Source organism: Lysinibacter cavernae (assembly GCF_011758565.1).
In the GTDB taxonomy this organism is placed as follows: domain Bacteria; phylum Actinomycetota; class Actinomycetes; order Actinomycetales; family Microbacteriaceae; genus Lysinibacter; species Lysinibacter cavernae.
On sequence record NZ_JAAMOX010000001.1, the window covers coordinates 2115425 to 2130876 of the forward strand.

The 15452-nt window shown below is 58.3% G+C and carries 16 protein-coding genes; 3 read left to right on the forward strand and 13 right to left on the reverse strand.

The window, feature by feature from the left end:
* Positions 1-24 precede the first annotated feature (24 nt).
* From FHX76_RS09205 to FHX76_RS09240, 8 genes are all read right to left on the reverse strand, one after another.
* Positions 25-342 carry a hypothetical protein gene (locus FHX76_RS09205; RefSeq protein ID WP_167150035.1) on the reverse strand — a complete coding sequence of 106 codons (318 nt, stop codon included), beginning with the start codon at positions 340-342 and terminating at the stop codon, positions 25-27.
* A gap of 42 nt (positions 343-384) precedes the next feature.
* Positions 385-1071 carry a hypothetical protein gene (locus tag FHX76_RS09210; RefSeq protein ID WP_167150037.1) on the reverse strand — a complete coding sequence of 229 codons (687 nt, stop codon included), beginning with the start codon at positions 1069-1071 and terminating at the stop codon, positions 385-387.
* A 50-nt stretch (positions 1072-1121) separates the two neighbouring features.
* The gene (locus tag FHX76_RS09215) at positions 1122-1415 is read right to left on the reverse strand and encodes a WXG100 family type VII secretion target (RefSeq protein WP_167150039.1); all 294 of its coding nucleotides are present in this window, start codon (positions 1413-1415) and stop codon (positions 1122-1124) included.
* Between the two features lie 52 nt (positions 1416-1467).
* Positions 1468-2802, reverse strand: a complete 1335-nt coding sequence (locus tag FHX76_RS09220; RefSeq protein ID WP_167150041.1) for a hypothetical protein — start codon at positions 2800-2802, stop codon at positions 1468-1470.
* A 9-nt stretch (positions 2803-2811) separates the two neighbouring features.
* On the reverse strand, positions 2812-4227 hold the full coding sequence (locus FHX76_RS09225; RefSeq protein WP_167150043.1) for a S8/S53 family peptidase: 1416 nt from the start codon (positions 4225-4227) through the stop codon (positions 2812-2814).
* The gene (locus FHX76_RS09230) at positions 4227-4661 is read right to left on the reverse strand and encodes a hypothetical protein (RefSeq protein WP_167150046.1); all 435 of its coding nucleotides are present in this window, start codon (positions 4659-4661) and stop codon (positions 4227-4229) included. The genes FHX76_RS09225 and FHX76_RS09230 overlap by 1 nt, the downstream gene beginning before the upstream one ends.
* Positions 4662-4785: 124 nt before the next feature.
* Complete coding sequence (locus FHX76_RS09235; protein ID WP_167150048.1) at positions 4786-5073, reverse strand: WXG100 family type VII secretion target; 288 nt, start codon at positions 5071-5073, stop codon at positions 4786-4788.
* 46 nt (positions 5074-5119) lie between these two features.
* Positions 5120-5437, reverse strand: a complete 318-nt coding sequence (locus FHX76_RS09240; protein ID WP_167150050.1) for a WXG100 family type VII secretion target — start codon at positions 5435-5437, stop codon at positions 5120-5122.
* A gap of 410 nt (positions 5438-5847) precedes the next feature.
* Between FHX76_RS09240 and eccD the strand changes: the two genes are divergently transcribed.
* From eccD to FHX76_RS09255, 3 genes are all read left to right on the forward strand, one after another.
* Positions 5848-7194: a type VII secretion integral membrane protein EccD gene (gene eccD / locus FHX76_RS09245; protein WP_167150052.1), complete on the forward strand. Its 1347-nt coding sequence runs from the start codon at positions 5848-5850 to the stop codon at positions 7192-7194.
* A gap of 5 nt (positions 7195-7199) precedes the next feature.
* Positions 7200-8576: a type VII secretion protein EccB gene (eccB, locus tag FHX76_RS09250; RefSeq protein ID WP_167150054.1), complete on the forward strand. Its 1377-nt coding sequence runs from the start codon at positions 7200-7202 to the stop codon at positions 8574-8576.
* Between the two features lie 151 nt (positions 8577-8727).
* On the forward strand, positions 8728-9852 hold the full coding sequence (locus FHX76_RS09255) for a S8 family serine peptidase (protein WP_167150056.1): 1125 nt from the start codon (positions 8728-8730) through the stop codon (positions 9850-9852).
* 67 nt (positions 9853-9919) lie between these two features.
* On the opposite strand, the gene FHX76_RS09260 is transcribed toward FHX76_RS09255, so the two are convergent.
* From FHX76_RS09260 to FHX76_RS09280, 5 genes are all read right to left on the reverse strand, one after another.
* Complete coding sequence (locus FHX76_RS09260; protein WP_167150058.1) at positions 9920-10216, reverse strand: chorismate mutase; 297 nt, start codon at positions 10214-10216, stop codon at positions 9920-9922.
* Positions 10217-10284: 68 nt separating this feature from the next.
* The gene (locus FHX76_RS09265) at positions 10285-11571 is read right to left on the reverse strand and encodes an adenylosuccinate synthase (protein WP_167150060.1); all 1287 of its coding nucleotides are present in this window, start codon (positions 11569-11571) and stop codon (positions 10285-10287) included.
* A complete protein-coding gene (locus FHX76_RS09270) occupies positions 11572-11988 on the reverse strand; it encodes a DUF3151 family protein (RefSeq protein WP_167150062.1) in 417 nt (138 codons plus the stop codon).
* 211 nt (positions 11989-12199) lie between these two features.
* Positions 12200-14605, reverse strand: coding sequence for a DUF7617 domain-containing protein (locus FHX76_RS09275; RefSeq protein ID WP_167150064.1), 2406 nt, complete (start codon positions 14603-14605; stop codon positions 12200-12202).
* A gap of 241 nt (positions 14606-14846) precedes the next feature.
* On the reverse strand, positions 14847-15419 hold the full coding sequence (locus tag FHX76_RS09280; protein WP_167150066.1) for a TetR/AcrR family transcriptional regulator: 573 nt from the start codon (positions 15417-15419) through the stop codon (positions 14847-14849).
* Positions 15420-15452: the final 33 nt, after the last annotated feature.

The following is a 15452-nucleotide window of genomic DNA, read 5'->3' on the forward strand; positions in this document are numbered from 1 at the left end:
CACCTTGATGTAGAACCTAGTAATTCATTGTGCTTGTTCGAGCAGCCAACGGGCATAGCCGTCAGCAGCCTCGTAATTAATTCGAGTTTGCCGAAGGATCGGTCCGATTGAAGCAAAGTAGTCGACGCCTGATTTCAAGTGCTCAACAAAATCCGTATGGGCGACATCGAAAGTACCTTTGAGCCCCATGCCATAGGCAATTCCATCAATGACATAGTCCGGAATATTGCAACCTGTCTCTGCTATTACGAGCAACGCACGCATCTCTTCTGCAAAGCCATCCCAAGTTTGTGCGTCGTTCGTCAGTTCATCGAGGAAGACGTTGAATCCTTGAGCAGTCATACCTGCCCGCTTAGTTCAATGCGACAATCTGAGTCCTGAACTCTACTGTCCACGTTTATAGTTCGCAATTTTTGGAAACTCACTCTCCAAGTCCTCCTGAATCGTTTGGGAAACGGACCATGCATTCTGAAATACCTCCAACACGGAACGCTCAATACTCTCGGCACTCATAAATTTGATTCGGTTCTCCTCAAACTCCAAGGACGAAATATTTACACCCTCAGCCTGCAACGCCACGCATCCATCTGAGCTATTGAAAACACGTGATGCAGCATATAAGTCGGAAGCTCGAGACGTATAACGCCCAAGTTCGGACTGGACATCAAGCAACTCTTCAAAGCGCTGCCCAAGCGAATTAGCGCGTCTCTTACTATCTATCTGTGTTTCATCGTGCGTATGTAAGTCAACTCGAGAGATGGGTGCCTGTTCCACATCTACGAGTGCCTGACCCCATATTTCCGCTCGAGAGTGAAGCGCCCTGTTATACGCTTCCATAATGGTTGGACCAAGGTCAGACCAACGAACACAACGTTCCCATGCTGGGTCAAGTTGGATTCTTATCGGTCTTGAATCGGCGTCAACTTGAAACCTGACAATAGCCTTTTCATCCGTGCCCGAGATTCCTTCCGAAGCATCATCCGCTACCAGTTGGAGCTGAATCTTAGCCCTGGCGACATTGCGTTGAAAGGCCTTCAGCCTGTCAACACTAGAGAAGATGTTACTGGTCATCAGCCCCACACCTGCCATCCATAAAGGTAACTAACCTCGCCATGACGAGGTCACCTCGCCCAGAGGTTCGCGTTCGTCTTCTCGACATCCGAATACAGACGGTTAGACTCACCGACGGCATCAGAAAAACGGCCCAATGACAAATGCATGCCATCAAGGTTGAATAGGAATTCACGTTTCGAAAGTTCATAGGCGTCAGCAGCATCTCCCGACCATTGCGAGCGCAGCAAACGAACTTGTTCATCCATGTCCTGAAGGATCTGGCCAATGTAATTCGTCGATTCGCCCAGCGCATGTTGCATCGACTCTATCGATTTTCGGTCTACGCCGATATGATCATTCACTCGTTTCGCCTTTCCATCCAGCATCGCAGAGTCCCCTGTTCATTTCAGACATCTATTTACCTACCGCGTCTCTGCTCTCACGAGACCCGGCTTTCGCTCCTGAGGCCTTCCGAGCGATGCGTGGATCTTCATCTTCGAGCTTTGGCGCGATCAGTCCGAGGCTGCCAGATTTTTTGTCTTTGTCCGAACCACCAGCGGCTCCACCGCCACCCATCATGCCCATCCCGCCACGTCCGCCTGCGGAAGAACCACCGGCGCTTGAGCCTGTCGTGCCCGCAGCTGCAGCAGCTCCCGGGGCTGCAAGTGTGCCTGACAAACCTGCGCCGTTCAAACCGGAGGCGAGCCCTCCGGCACCAAGTTTGCTGGCTACCCCCAGTCCGGCCGCGGCTGCGCCACCGGCGAGTCCCGCACCACCGAGAGAAGTCGTTCCACCCGACATGCTGCTGTCCGCCGAGGGGGATGAAGAATAGCCATTGTTTGAGCTCCCGGTGTAGGAACTGCCTCCGTCGTATCCAGGCCCAGGAGTGTATCCGGGACCCGGCTTATACTCGTAGCCGTTGTCATAATCGCCGGGAACGTAGCCGGGCCCGCCTGGATAGGTCGGATAACCAGGGTAGTTTGGATAATCGTTTTCGCCGCTGGGAAAGCTCGGGCGTAATCCGCCACCAGACTCTACCCGCCCGCGTTCATCGCGTGGCCATTCACCCGACGGCCTGTCGCCTGGCGTTGGGAGCGGTGGCATGCTTCCTCCGCCTCCACGAGGAGGGCCGACCGTTGGCCCGCCACTGCCAGGTCCTCCGCCCGCGCCTCCGCCTGGAGCATAGCCGGGGCCTCTTGGCACCGGTGACTGAACGTGAATCGGACTTTCACGCTCTATTGAGGCTGTTACTTGAGAGAGACCAACCGCGATTTGGTGCAGACGACTTTGAATGTCGTCCAAGGCAGACTTAGCTGCGTTTTCGCGCTCAATAGATTTTTCGTGTTCTTTCTCTTGAATTTTTTCGTCGACGTCTTCACCGTCAAAGACTGCACCAAGCCAAGTACCCGCCGAATCCCAAAAACCCAGACCCGCCTCCGGCAGGTTCGCCAGACGGTTCTTAGCCTCGTCGAGCACCGCGTTAGCCTCCTGCATTTTCACACGGATGTCAGCGACAAGCGATGAGTTATTTGCCATACGTGATGCCATTCGGCTGATCTGGGTCTTTGCCGCATCAGCTGATGCGCCGCTCCAGCCGGGGTTGCCCTCTAGCCTCTTGATGCTCGTACTCGAATCAGCAAAGGCCTGGGAAAGGTCACGAAGCCGGTATCCAAATACCCAGTGTGGGGCATTTGCGATTTCTCGCAAGATCATCTCGTTATCTGCCACAGGGCAGGGATTAATGGCCATGATGTGCAGTTACCTTTCGTATGGATTTGCAGGGGGCGCAGATTGAGGATATTGAGGATACGCCGTGGGCAGTTGGCCGTTATCGCCATAGTTAGATCCAGCGAGTACGCGCTTCCTTCTTCTACTCAGCACGAGCCACGTTCCAAGCGCAGCAAGAACCAACACCACAACAGTCCCTGACCCGACGATTGCGATGACAGGCAACCCCGAGTTGCCTGAAGGCACGACACCAATTTCTACAGAGCCCTTGGATGTTTCTCTTGGCTTTTTCTCGGGGGTTGGGGGCGAAGTCGCGACGGTGTCGTCTCCGTAGATTTCTTCATAGGTGGGAAACACGACATCGTATTTGGAATCCTTGTTGATCAACGGATTCTCGTCTGGATACTGCGCGGGGTCTTCTCGCAGCATGTGTTGCAAAGAAACAGGGCCGTATCCCCAGTACCCAGTCTCGTCGAAGACCAGGTCGTGATCGTCAGGGCCCGTGTTATGAATGAGGGACTGAATCAGCTGGTTAGAGGTTGCACTCGGATACTTTGACTTGACGATGGCAAGCATTGCCGACGTAATTGCAGTCGCATTCGAGGAACCACTGCTCACAGAATATGACGAGAAGTTTTCTTCAATAGTTGCGATTCCGCTGCCAGGCCCCACCAGGTCCGTACGTTTGTCTGGTATATCAGCAATCTCTTGAATCAGGGCGTTCTCATCCATCCCCTGAATGGTTACAAGCCCGTTGAGGGCGGCCAGAGAGCCTGCAAGGGTCGGAGCTTTGTTATTACTCACTCCCGCCAAGAAAATGACTCCCTGTCTCAGGCCCCTAATATAGGCGTCCTTAGCATCTCCCAGACCAGCGCTGGTCATAGATAAGGAAATGATATCCGCGCCGTCATTAATCGCGTCGGTAATCGCTTCGCCGAGCATGGCTGTGTTTCCCTGTGAGATCTCCCCATCTCGGAAGCAATCCACGTCTTTGGATCCGTCGTAGCGAATCATAACGGTGTAGAGAGTAACTTCTGCCCCTGGCGCGACGCCCTTTGGCGCTTGTTGCCCGCCAACTCCAACGCCATTAGACGCAACTAGCGAGACCATCGCGGTACCGTGCAGCGCACCTGGATTGGAGGAAGCGGCGGGCAAGCGGGTGCTATCAGTAAGTGATGTCTCGCAATACGACGGTTCTTTCACCGTGAGGTTGGCACCTGCCAACTCAGGCAGGTCTGGGTTGATCTGGCCGTCAATAACAGCGATCTTGACGCCTTGCCCGGTGTACCCTTCCGCGTGGGCCTCCGTCACCCCGTACCGGTCAAAGTACCAGAGCCCTGGCTCTCCAACCGCGCTTGCCGGCGTCGCAGATAAGAGCAGCGCGGCAATGCCGACACCCAGCCCAAGACGAACGATGGCATGCCGTTTCTCCGGAGTGTGCTTCATCAGAACGAGCCCTGCGCATTCGAGCTGCCGGCGCTCCACGATGAAGAACCACCGGCATGTTCGCTGCCAACGCTCGTAGACCCGTTCAAAGCAATGGCATCCACATTGATGCTTGCAGCCTCTGCCGTCATCGTGTTGAGACTCGTAGAGATTTGGTCGTTCACCTCGCCGATGCTTGTGACAACGGTTCTAATGTTCTCCGCGGTCTCGCCCATTTTTGCCGAAAAGCCATCAGCAACCGCACCAAGGTACTGAAGTGTTTGGGCAAAGGTAGTGTGAAAGCTCTGGGTAGGCCAGACGTCAACACCCTTGATGTCAGGCTGAGCCCCATTTTTGGGAAGGTCAACGCCTGAAATGTCTTGCGAGGCGTTGTTCAGTTTTGAAATCGATTGCGCAACGGTTTCGGCGCTGACGCTGATTTTTTTTGAGGCCACGACGGTGCTCCAACTCTCGGTGACGCTGCCTCGACAACGAGGAAGCAAAACTGACGGGGGAAAAGTTTGGTTGGGGTGTCCGCGCGGCGCGACTCAGCGACAGACGGACACCCGATAACGCGATTTACTGAAACAGCGAAGCGTTTGCTTTGTCTTTGCTGACGTACGCGTTAGCCATCTCGCCGGTTGCCGAGGAGATGCGCACGAGCGTGGCGTTCATCTGCTCGACAAGCTGCTTCCACTCGCGCTCGGCCTGGTTGTAAGACTCAAGGGCCTCACCCTGCCACGAGTTCTTGAGCGTCTTGACGTTTGCCTCGAGGGTGTCGAGCGTCTGACGGATGTTGTTCGAGTCGGTACGGATCTGCTCAGAGAGCGAGTTCACCATCTCTGGTGTTACTGACATTGACTGCATGGGTCTCAATCCTTTTGAATAATGAAAAACGTTGAAAACGAAAGGCTTAGATGCCGCTCATCAGCGAACCGAGGTTGCGGATGGAGTCGTTGTGCTCCTGCTCAAGCTCCTGCTGCACCTTGTCAGTTGTGACGAGGTTCTGCTGCAACTGGTCAAGCACCTGGCTGAGGCGCTCGGCTTTGCCGTTCCATTCGGACATCAGGTTGCGGAACGAAACGGCCGCTGCACCCTGCCATGCCCCGCCAAGCTGCTCAACCTCTGAGCGAACCTTCGAGACCTGCTGCTTGATAGACCCGTGGGCCTCAGCAACCGCACGTGCACCCTTATTGAGCGCATCTTCTTCAGCTGAAATGACACCAGCCATGATTACACCTCCACTAGTTCGACCCAGATTTTGGGCACAAAAAAAGGGATGCGTAAATTTGGTCGCATCCCCCCAAAGCAATACTGAACAATAAATAATCCAGAACGTTTTGAGACTAGTACATCGACTTTGATCAACACAATCGCCAATACCAACGCTACGCAAAAAGTTATCAATATGAGAGTTGTGGATAACTTATTTTTACCGTGGATGGAAAACGCTCGCAGACACTCGACCCTTACAAATGTGTGCGTGCGTTTGACTGCGAAACGGTCTCGATACCGCGTTTGATTGCCGATCGTGCGTAGGTGGGACCATTAGGCATCCGCTACAGTTGGAGCCGTGGCACGGCTGAAAGGCCACTTCCCCCGATTTCTTTACCCGAATTCGCTTCGGACTGAGGACAGCCAATGACCCCCCAACCTGCGTCAGGCGCGGCAGTTAACACGCTCATCCGTATCACCGTGACCTGCAACGAACGTCGTCTCGACGTCGGAGTTCCCTCGCAAACGCCACTTGCCGAGCTGCTTCCCGAATTCGCGAGAAGCCTTGGCGTACTTGATCCGCTCCTGGTCTACGGCGGCTACTCACTCGTGAACGCGGCGGGGACAACGCTCGACCCCGCAGCTGGCCTTGCCTCGCAGGGCGCTGGCAACGGCGAACTCTATACACTCAACTGCGGCGCAACTCAGGCAGAGCCAAAGGTCTATGACGACATCGTCGAGGCAGTTGCCGACACCGTTGAACGCCAGCACAAGCCGTGGACGGCGCAGAACAGTTCGTATACCGCGCTTGCGACAAGCGCTGCGCTTCTCGTCGTCGGAGCGGCGTTGCTCCTCGGCGCACCCCAATCGTCACAGCTCACGAGTTTGATTGCAGGATGCGCCGCCCTCCTCTTGATTACGGTTGGCAGCGTTCTTGGGCGCGTGAAGCAAGAAGTCGCCGGCCTCGTGCTGATCCTGATTGCGTCTGTGTTTGGGGCGGTCGCTGGCTATACCGCGGTCGCCGGCGAGAATCTCTTTGGCTGGCCGCTCGCCGCCCTCGGCGGGGGTGCGGCGCTCACCAGCTTCATCGGGGTATTGGTCATCCCAACAAACAAAGAAGTCGCCCTCGTGCCAGGAATCAGCGGCCTTGTCATTGCGGTGGCAGCCAGTGTCACGGCGCTTTTTGATTTTGCGCCAAGCGGCGTCTTTGCCCTCACGCTCGCCCTCGCCGCAACGCTCGGCAATGGGTTGCCATGGCTCGCAATGTCGACCTCAAAACTACAGATCATCACGCCGCAGAATGACCAAGAGATTTTTGCGGACCCACAACCGATCGACCCGGCAAACATTACCGCTCAGTTCGAACGAGGCCAGCGTGTTTTGCTGGCTACCCGGGCCGCGCTTGGCGTTGTAACCGTCATCGCCGCCCCCATCGTTGTTGGCTCCGGAGTGATCGGCGCCATTCTGTGCGCCCTCTGTTTTGTTGGCATGATGCTCAAAGCACGTGAAGTGTACGCAAAAGCCGACGTACTCACCATCATGAGCACAAGCGTCATCGGCCTCGTTGTCACGGGAGTTTCGGCTGTTGTGCTCCACCCCGACTGGCGCGAGAGCCTGGTGCTGGCTTTCGGCCTTGTTGCGGCAGTCATCGTATCGCTCACGTTACTGCCGACCAAACCACGCATGGCCGTTGGTCGCATTGCTGATGCCGTTGATCTCATCGCGCTCGCCCTGCTCCTTCCGCTTGGCGTCACGGTTGCAGGAATCGCGTAACCCCGATGGCGACCAAAAAAGAACTTATCCAGGCACAGCAATACAGCAGACGCCGCCTCCTCACCGCATTCGTTTCCGGTGCGCCCGGGGGCAAAGAGCTCGAACCAAGCAAACCGCTCAGGGCAGTCGTCGCTGGCACCTCGCTCTCGGTCCTCATCATCATTGGCAGCCTCGTCTTCGGCCTCATCAAACCGGGCCTCCCCAAAGGGTGGGACGCCAATACGCTACTGATTGCCAAGGACTCCGGTGCCCGGTATGTCGCTATCAACAGCGTGCTGTATCCCGTAATCAACACGACCAGCGCTCAGCTGGTTATCCCGTCAGAATCGTTCAAAGTGCTCACCGTGGATCAGGCAAAAATTGCCGAGGTCGAGCGTGGCGAAACCATCGGCATTTTTGGTGCCCCCGATTCATTACCTGTTCCAGACCGACTGATCTCATCAGGATGGGCAAGCTGCCTCGATGATACGCAGCATGAAAAGACGGCACTTCTTGCGGGTGGATATGGGGCCAAACCAACTCAAGATTTTGCGCTCGTCTCACACGATCAACTGCAGTACGTGATCGCAGATGGGCATCGATACCTCGTAAGCGGAGCGACCGTCTCTGCGGTACTTCGAGCCCTCGGGCTCACAACCACAAGCCCCGTCGAGGTCACTGCGACCTGGCTGAACCTCTTTACCCCTGGCAGCGACCTCGTGCCGCTCTACATACCGGAGGCCGGCGGCGACCTGCCCCAGGTGAGCGGGTCATCCATGACGGGCCTTCGCGTTGGATCAGTCGTTCGCACCGAGGGCCAGCAAGACAATCAGCGCTATGTTTTGGATGCCGCTGGCAAACTTGCACCGCTCACGCCGCTCGCCTACGAGCTGTACCTGCTTGGCACTGGTGCCGATCTGGGTGAGCAAGTTGATGTTTCCGCGGCCCAGCTCAACCGCATCGGCAATGCCGACTACCCCGCTGCACCGGAAGACTGGCCATCGTCTACCTCACCAGCCCTCGATATCGCAACCACCGGGGCGTGTGCTGTTCTTGAGACATCCGATGGCGCAGCACCCCGTGTTTCACTTGCTACCCCGCTAGACGCCACTGAATTCACCGAACAGGTTGCCGGTGTCACCGTTTCACCTGCAGGCGGAGCCCTTGTGCGCGCGATCAACGAAGGTGCCACGAATAAGGGCAATACGTTCATTATTGGCAGCTCGGGGAGCGCGTTTCCCGTTCCCGGCGCAGACGATGAGATCCTGGCACGGCTCGGCTACACGATGACAGACCGGGTGGACGTGCCCCAGACGTGGCTGTCACTCTTCCCCCAGGGCCCACGGCTCACCGAGGAAGCCGCAGGCTCACCTCCCGAAACGCTGCTCGCAGAAAGTCGATAGCCAGGTGAGGAACGGTACACGGCACATTGCGATCGTCGGACTGCTCTGTTGCGCAGTGAGCGCGCTCTCGGCCGCTAGCCCGTTTGCGTTCTCTCCGCCTCAAGCCGCCCACGCGCAGGAGGACGCCTGCTCACAAACCGTCGTTCAGTTTGTGAACGAAACTCCGCCGGCACTCGTCACGCTACAAAGCGATCTTGCAGGACGTGTAGCATCCGGCAGCGGAATCACGGTCGCCGTTGTGGATTCTGGGGTCTCGTCACAGAACGCACACCTCGGCGATGCAGTAGTTCTCCCCGGCGTCAGCCTCATCAACGATGGAGAAGACCCGACCGGCCGCAGCGATATTTCGGGACACGGCACGGCCATCGCCGGCGTCATCGCTGCACGACAGGTCCCGACTTCAGGAGTCGTCGGCCTCGCACCAGAAACACTCATCCTGCCAGTCAGGGTCTTCCGCAGCGACGATGATGAAAGCAAAAAGGCCGGCTTTGGACCTGATACCGGGCGCATTGCCCAAGGCATCCGTTACGCCTCTGACCACGGCGCAACGATCATCAACGTTTCCATGAGCGACAGCGTTGACTCCGCCGAACTTCGCGAGGCGGTGAGCTACGCGTTCGGGCGGGGCAGCCTCGTTGTGGCCAGCGCGGGAAATCGAAACACCACAACCGAAACTGCCGACGGCCCACGATACCCTGCCGCATACCCTGAAGCACTCGGCGTCACGGCGGTCGACGCCACGGGAGCAACAACCGAGGCTTCCATCACGGGCGAACAAGTGGATGTCGCCGCGCCCGGTCAGAACATTCTCACCACAAATTTCTCCGTCGGTGACTGCATCTTTGCGACGGAAGCCGCGTCATCAAGCTTTGCAACCGGCTACGCGAGCGCTGCCGCCGCCCTCATTGCTCAACGTTTTCCAGAAGAAGGCCCCGCCGGTTGGGCACACCGTCTCATGGCCACCGCATCGCGTGCTCATACAGATAACCGCACCGATAGCGAAGGCTGGGGGCTCATCCAACCGTATGAAGCGCTCACCTTTGTGAACGACGGCAGCGCCCGCGGACCGGTCAACCCGCTCTTTGACCAGACTCAACGGGCCGAGGTTCAGACGACTGCGCTCGACCTTGAGCAGCATGAATCCCCACTCGTCACGACACAACGCGTGTCTATCTGGGTAGCAACACTTGGAATCGCAGCGACCGTCATGCTCGTGCTTTTACGAAGGCGACGGTCAACAGCTGGCGGAGAGGCTGTCGGAAGCCCAAGCATCTGAGACAAGAAACCGCCTCAGTCTCTCAAGACTGAGGCGGTTTACTATCGCTGAGTATTCTGGGTCGTCGCTACTGCGCGTCCTTCGCGATCTGTTCGTGGTGATGAATAACCTCGGCGACCACAAAGTTGAACCATTTTTCGGCAAAGGCCGGGTCAAGGTTTGACTCCTCCGCAAGCTGGCGCAGCCGCTTGATCTGGCGCTCTTCGCGGGCGGGGTCGGATGCCGGGAGCTGGTGCTCTGCCTTGAGCCGCCCGACCTGCTGGGTGCAGCGGAACCGTTCGGCGAGCATGTGAATGAGGGCAGCGTCGATGTTATCGATGCTGTTTCGCAACGCGATCAACTGCTCGGGTGCGCTCTCAGTCATGGGCTCTCCTTCTGGGGTCGTGCGGGGGCAGATCTTCGGCGAGGCCGGCATGTACCGGCCAACGCGAATTAGTCGAGTAGGTCGTGCAGCACAACAACCTGCTCGCGCTCGGGGCCAACCCCGATTGCTGACATGCGTGCGCCGCTCATCTCTTCGAGCGCCTTGATGTAGTTCTGCGCGTTCACTGGCAAATCTTCGATCTTGCGGGCACCGGTGATGTCTTCGGTCCAGCCAGGGAACTCTTCGTAGATCGGAACCGCGTGGTGGAAATCGGTCTGATTCACTGGCATCTCATCGTGGCGAACGCCGTCAACGTCGTAGGCAACACACACCGGGATGGTCTCGAGGCCCGACAGCACGTCGAGCTTCGTGAGCACAAAGTCAGTCACGCCGTTGATGCGGGCGCTGTAACGAGCCATAGGCGCGTCGTACCAGCCACAGCGGCGCGGGCGCCCCGTGGTCGTGCCAAACTCGAAGCCATTGTTACGGAGGAAATCACCGAAGTCGTCAAACAGCTCGGTTGGGAACGGGCCTGCCCCAACGCGAGTGGTGTACGCCTTAATGACGGCGATGACGCGGTTGATGCGTGCTGGGGCGATGCCCGATCCGGTTGCGGCTCCACCCGATGTGGCGTTGGATGACGTCACGAACGGGTAGGTACCGTGGTCGATATCGAGCATGGTTGCCTGGCCGGCTTCGAAGAGCACGGTCTTGCCGGCATCCAAAGCCTGGTTGATGTCGAGGGCGGTGTCGCTCACCATCGGGCGGAGGCGGTCGGCAAACGACAGCAGCTCATCCACAATCTCGTCGACCTCAATGGCTCGACGGTTGTATACCTTGACCAGCAGCTGGTTCTTCTGCTCGAGGGCCCCCTCGACCTTCTGGCGAAGGATGTTCTCGTCAAAGATGTCTTGGATGCGCACGCCAACGCGGTTGATCTTATCGGCGTAGGCCGGGCCGATTCCGCGGCCGGTCGTGCCGATCTGGCGCTTTCCGAGGAAGCGCTCCGTGACCTTGTCGAGCGTGCGGTGGTAGTGCGTGATGACGTGGGCGTTTGCGCTCACGCGCAGACGAGAGACGTCAACGCCTCGAGCGATAAGCGCGTCGAGCTCTTCAAACAGCACCTCGATGTCAACAACAACACCGTTGGCGATAACCGGGACAACCCCGGGAGTCAGGATGCCGGAAGGCAGCAGGTGGAGGGCGTACTTTTCGTCGCCAACAACCACCGTGTGTCCGGCGTTGTTTCCGCCGTTGAACTTGACCACGTAGTCAACGCGGCTTCCGAGCAGGTCCGTTGCGCGGCCCTTACCTTCGTCGCCCCACTGGGCGCCAACAATAAGTACGGCAGGCATTTACTCTCCCTTATCTATGCGCGAAATCGCGTCTGGGTCTGCTCCGTGCAAAAAGTCGGTGAGCCGCTCAACTTCGGCGGTTTCACCAATCTGTTCTGCTGCTCGGCGGAGCGCGTAGAGCGACCGAAGCACTCCACGGTTGGGTTCGTGTGACCACGGCACCGGGCCTTGGCCTTTCCAACCGGCACGACGCAACGCGTCGAGACCGCGGTGGTAGCCAACCCGTGCGTAGGCATACGCTGGCAGCACATCGCCAGCGTCGTTCGCCTCGTTTGCGAGGAGTGCCCACGCAAGCGACGAAGCCGGATAGGTTCGAGCAATGTCTGCAACGGGGGTACCGTTTGCGATGGCCGACAGAACGTCGGTTTCGGCGGGCAGATGCGTGGGCGGTACGCCCAATAGGTTGTCTAGGGTCACACTCAATGCTATCCCACCCACTGTTTTGTGACGATTTCTGCCAATCATTGGCCAAATCAATTCGTTGAAGACAGCGTTGCTGTCCACGGCCAAACGAGTACGGCCACACCGTCATCCTCTGGAGGATCGTGACGATGCGGCCGCACTCGTTGGGCTGATTTACGGGCTCAAGGGCGAAGGCCGCGCGAGTCCCGCGAATGGATAGATCAGGCTAGCTCACACGCCGACGCGGCAGCACGCGCAACGCCACGAGCACCAGGCCAAGGAGGAGCGCTGCGCCGGAGCCGAGCACAAGCCCGAAGGTCTCCGCGCCTGTGTGCGCAAGCTTCTGCGCTTGAGCCTGAGCGTCTGCGCCAAGGCCGTTTTGCGCCGAGCCCTGTGGGGTCTTGCCAGTACTGCCGGAACCGTTCGTTCCTCCGCCACCGGAGCCGCTACCCGAGCCATTCCCGGTGTTGCCGCCGTTGCCGCCACCAGTTCCGCCGTTGTTCCCGGTGTTGCCGCCACCGTTTCCACCGGTGTTTCCCCCGTCTTCAGGAGGCTCAACCGCGTCCTTTTTCAGCGTGACCGAGGCCTCGACAACGGGCGATTCGACCGCGGCCTCAGTCCCGGCAACTGGCGTGCCTACGGCGCTGACGGCAGCCACAAGCTCGCCATCTGGGATGTCTTCGGTGCTACACGTGAGCGGGGCAGAGGTCTCACCGACCGCGAGCGTTCCGGGCAGGATGACGCGACACGACACGGCCTCGCCAGTCAATGAGCCCGTGAGCTGGACTGTGACGGTGACATCCGAAAGTCCGACTCCACCCTCGTTTGTGACCGTCATGCGCCACATCGCAGACGAACCGGACGGGAGCTCTTGCGAGTCCACCCACAACCCGTCATCGGCAGGATCGCAGAGCGTCAGGTCGCTCTGCGTGCAGACCTGCTGCGTGACCGAGATCTTTGCGGGCACGGGGATGACGCTTGCCGCATCGGTGTTCGACTTCACGCTATTGCGTTCGAACGCAGGAAGTTGCACCCCGAGTTCGTCGACCGGGGTTGCTGTGGCCTGTGCGGTGTTGATTGTCTTGAGCTGAGTCGCCGTGACGGTTGGAGTCGTGCAGGTGGCACGTTTCGTTTCGTCGACGGCAAGTGTCCCATCGCCAATAGCAACCAAACACGCGGCAAATGCCGCGTCTTCGGTGCCACCACTCAGGGCGTCCGAGCCGATGGCAACATCGGCGAGGTTGAGTGTTCCACTATTGGTGACGCTCAAGCGCCAGGCGACATCTGACCCAACAGGAATGATGCTGTGTTTGACCCACTGCGAATCATCAGCCTCGTCGCAGGCGGTGCCGGGTACGCAGACCTCAACAACCAGTTGGATGTCTGCGGCGCCCGTTCGCACGTTTGCCGAATCGGTTGAGACAAGGAGCGCGTCCTGCCCGAGCGCCTCATAGGCGGCCCGATACCGTTCACCGACCGACTGCCCCTGACCAAATACGCCAGGTCGAGTCTGGTCTTGAACGTTGGCCTGCACGGTGACGGGGCTGTCTTCGCCGGTTGGCAGGTGCGAAACGCCTGCGGTTTCGCAGCGGAGGGACTCAACGGCGCCAACGGCAAGGCTGGCCCCAAACGTCAGGTTGGTGCAATCGGCACCGGCAGCAACCGCGATATCAACGAGCGGGAGGTTCCCGGTGTTGATCACTGACACTCGCCAGTACACGGTCGCCCCCTCCGGAACAACAACATCATTTGACCATGCGTCGTGGTTCTCAACGTCGCACAGGGTGTCGGCATCGGCGTGACCCGAATAGATACAGGCTTGCTTTGCTACTGACATGCCGGGCTGGGCAACCGAGAGATACGCGCTGTCAGACGAGTCGGCTCGAATGCCGGGGTTTGGGTACTTCATATCGCTAAAGCCGGGGATGCTTCCAAACCAGATGCGTGTTGGAACCGCGTCGGCCAAGAAGTACGGTCCGAGTGTCACCGATCCGTTAAACACATACTTGCCGTCGGCGCTCACAACCGGGTTGGCAACATCGTAGGACTTCCAGAAGGATCCGCCGCTCGCAATCGAGTCGCCAACCGGCGCGGTTGTGTACTGCTCGAGAAACTTCGATGGGGATCCCGTGGCTGTGATATCAAACGGACCGTCTAGGTCGCCATAGATCTCTGATGATTTATTACACGTTGCCGTTTCGCCGGAGTACTGGATGCTGTCACCGTCGATGATCCACGCGGTGACATTTGGGTTGCTGCCAACGCTGCCCCCGATGGAGGTATTGTTTCGTGGCGTCAGTACCGACTGGTTGGCCGCAGTGCCTCGCCGGTCGTCATCTTCGTCCATCGTGGTGTCTGGCCAGCACCAGAGCTGCGCCTTTGACACGGTTCTGCGCGTCGTTGGCACAAGCGTTGTGTTCTCGGCCTCTGGAAGGACGGCGGCAACCGTGTTGCCGTAGTTGTCAAGGTTGGCCCCCGTCGTCACCACGGTTGCGAGCGGTGGAGCGGCGAGCGCGGTGCCTGCCGCATCGGCGGACGACTGACCAACGGATGTGATGAGCGTGGCTCCGCAGAGTGTGGCGGCAGCGACGAGTGCGAAGAGCCTCCGGCTCGAAAGTGCTCGTGTTGACATGTTTCTCCTGTGTACCAGGCACCGCTTCGCAATAATCTCACGCCGGGAAACGCTGTCGACAACGCTGTGTGACACTCGCTTTTCGGGGGAAACCATTTGGGCTGCGTGCCCTCGGCAAGGCCGAGTATCCCTAATGATCGGCCCTGCCCCTGACAGGACCAATTGTCACACTAGCAGAACACAGCGACACAAATTATAAGATAATAAACTTTTTAAAACACAAACACAACGACAGGAACGATTAACCCGCAAGCGCGCCAGAATGCGACGCGATAACAGCCTCAACGACCTCGTCTCGCGACCGCTCTGGCTGGAAGAGCAACCACTCGAGCCCCGCGCTCAACACCGAACCAAACACGCTACTCGCCATGAGGCTTTGCAGCCCGCTATCTGCACCCTTCGGCTGCTCCTCGGCTATGGCTGCGGCAAAGACGCCAACCGCCTGTTGCCGAAATCCGTTCACACTCTCGGCCCACGGGCGATCAGTGCGAAACACCTCGCCAGCAATGAGCTTGGCAAGCGGAACATTCCCCTGAATGCTGTCAAGCAGCGCCGCGATGATCGCACGCATGGCATCCCAGCCCCGCAGCTCACCCTTTGCCTCATTGAGGCGCTCGGCGAGCAAGTGCGCACCGTCATTCAGCAGCGCTTCGAAGAGCTTGTCTTTTGACGAAAAGTTGTAATACAGACTGCCCTTGGCAACGCCGGCACGCTCGGCAACCTCATCCATAGTGGTACCCGTGATGCCGCGTGAAGCGGCCAGCTCGAGGGCGGCATCCAAGATTGCCCGCTTCGTACCCGTGCTGCGTGCCATTTGGGCCCCTTACCTGGAGTTCAAGACGTGGAT

Coding starts and splice junctions, on each gene's coding strand:
- FHX76_RS09205 (WP_167150035.1), bottom strand. CDS start 342: ATGACTGCTCAAGGATTCAACGTCTTCCTCGATGAACTGACGAACGAC.
- FHX76_RS09210 (WP_167150037.1), bottom strand. CDS start 1,071: ATGACCAGTAACATCTTCTCTAGTGTTGACAGGCTGAAGGCCTTTCAA.
- FHX76_RS09220 (WP_167150041.1), bottom strand. CDS start 2,802: ATGGCCATTAATCCCTGCCCTGTGGCAGATAACGAGATGATCTTGCGA.
- FHX76_RS09225 (WP_167150043.1), bottom strand. CDS start 4,227: ATGAAGCACACTCCGGAGAAACGGCATGCCATCGTTCGTCTTGGGCTG.
- FHX76_RS09235 (WP_167150048.1), bottom strand. CDS start 5,073: ATGCAGTCAATGTCAGTAACACCAGAGATGGTGAACTCGCTCTCTGAG.
- FHX76_RS09240 (WP_167150050.1), bottom strand. CDS start 5,437: ATGGCTGGTGTCATTTCAGCTGAAGAAGATGCGCTCAATAAGGGTGCA.
- eccD (WP_167150052.1), top strand. CDS start 5,848: ATGACCCCCCAACCTGCGTCAGGCGCGGCAGTTAACACGCTCATCCGT.
- eccB (WP_167150054.1), top strand. CDS start 7,200: ATGGCGACCAAAAAAGAACTTATCCAGGCACAGCAATACAGCAGACGC.
- FHX76_RS09260 (WP_167150058.1), bottom strand. CDS start 10,216: ATGACTGAGAGCGCACCCGAGCAGTTGATCGCGTTGCGAAACAGCATC.
- FHX76_RS09265 (WP_167150060.1), bottom strand. CDS start 11,571: ATGCCTGCCGTACTTATTGTTGGCGCCCAGTGGGGCGACGAAGGTAAG.
- FHX76_RS09275 (WP_167150064.1), bottom strand. CDS start 14,605: ATGTCAACACGAGCACTTTCGAGCCGGAGGCTCTTCGCACTCGTCGCT.
- FHX76_RS09280 (WP_167150066.1), bottom strand. CDS start 15,419: ATGGCACGCAGCACGGGTACGAAGCGGGCAATCTTGGATGCCGCCCTC.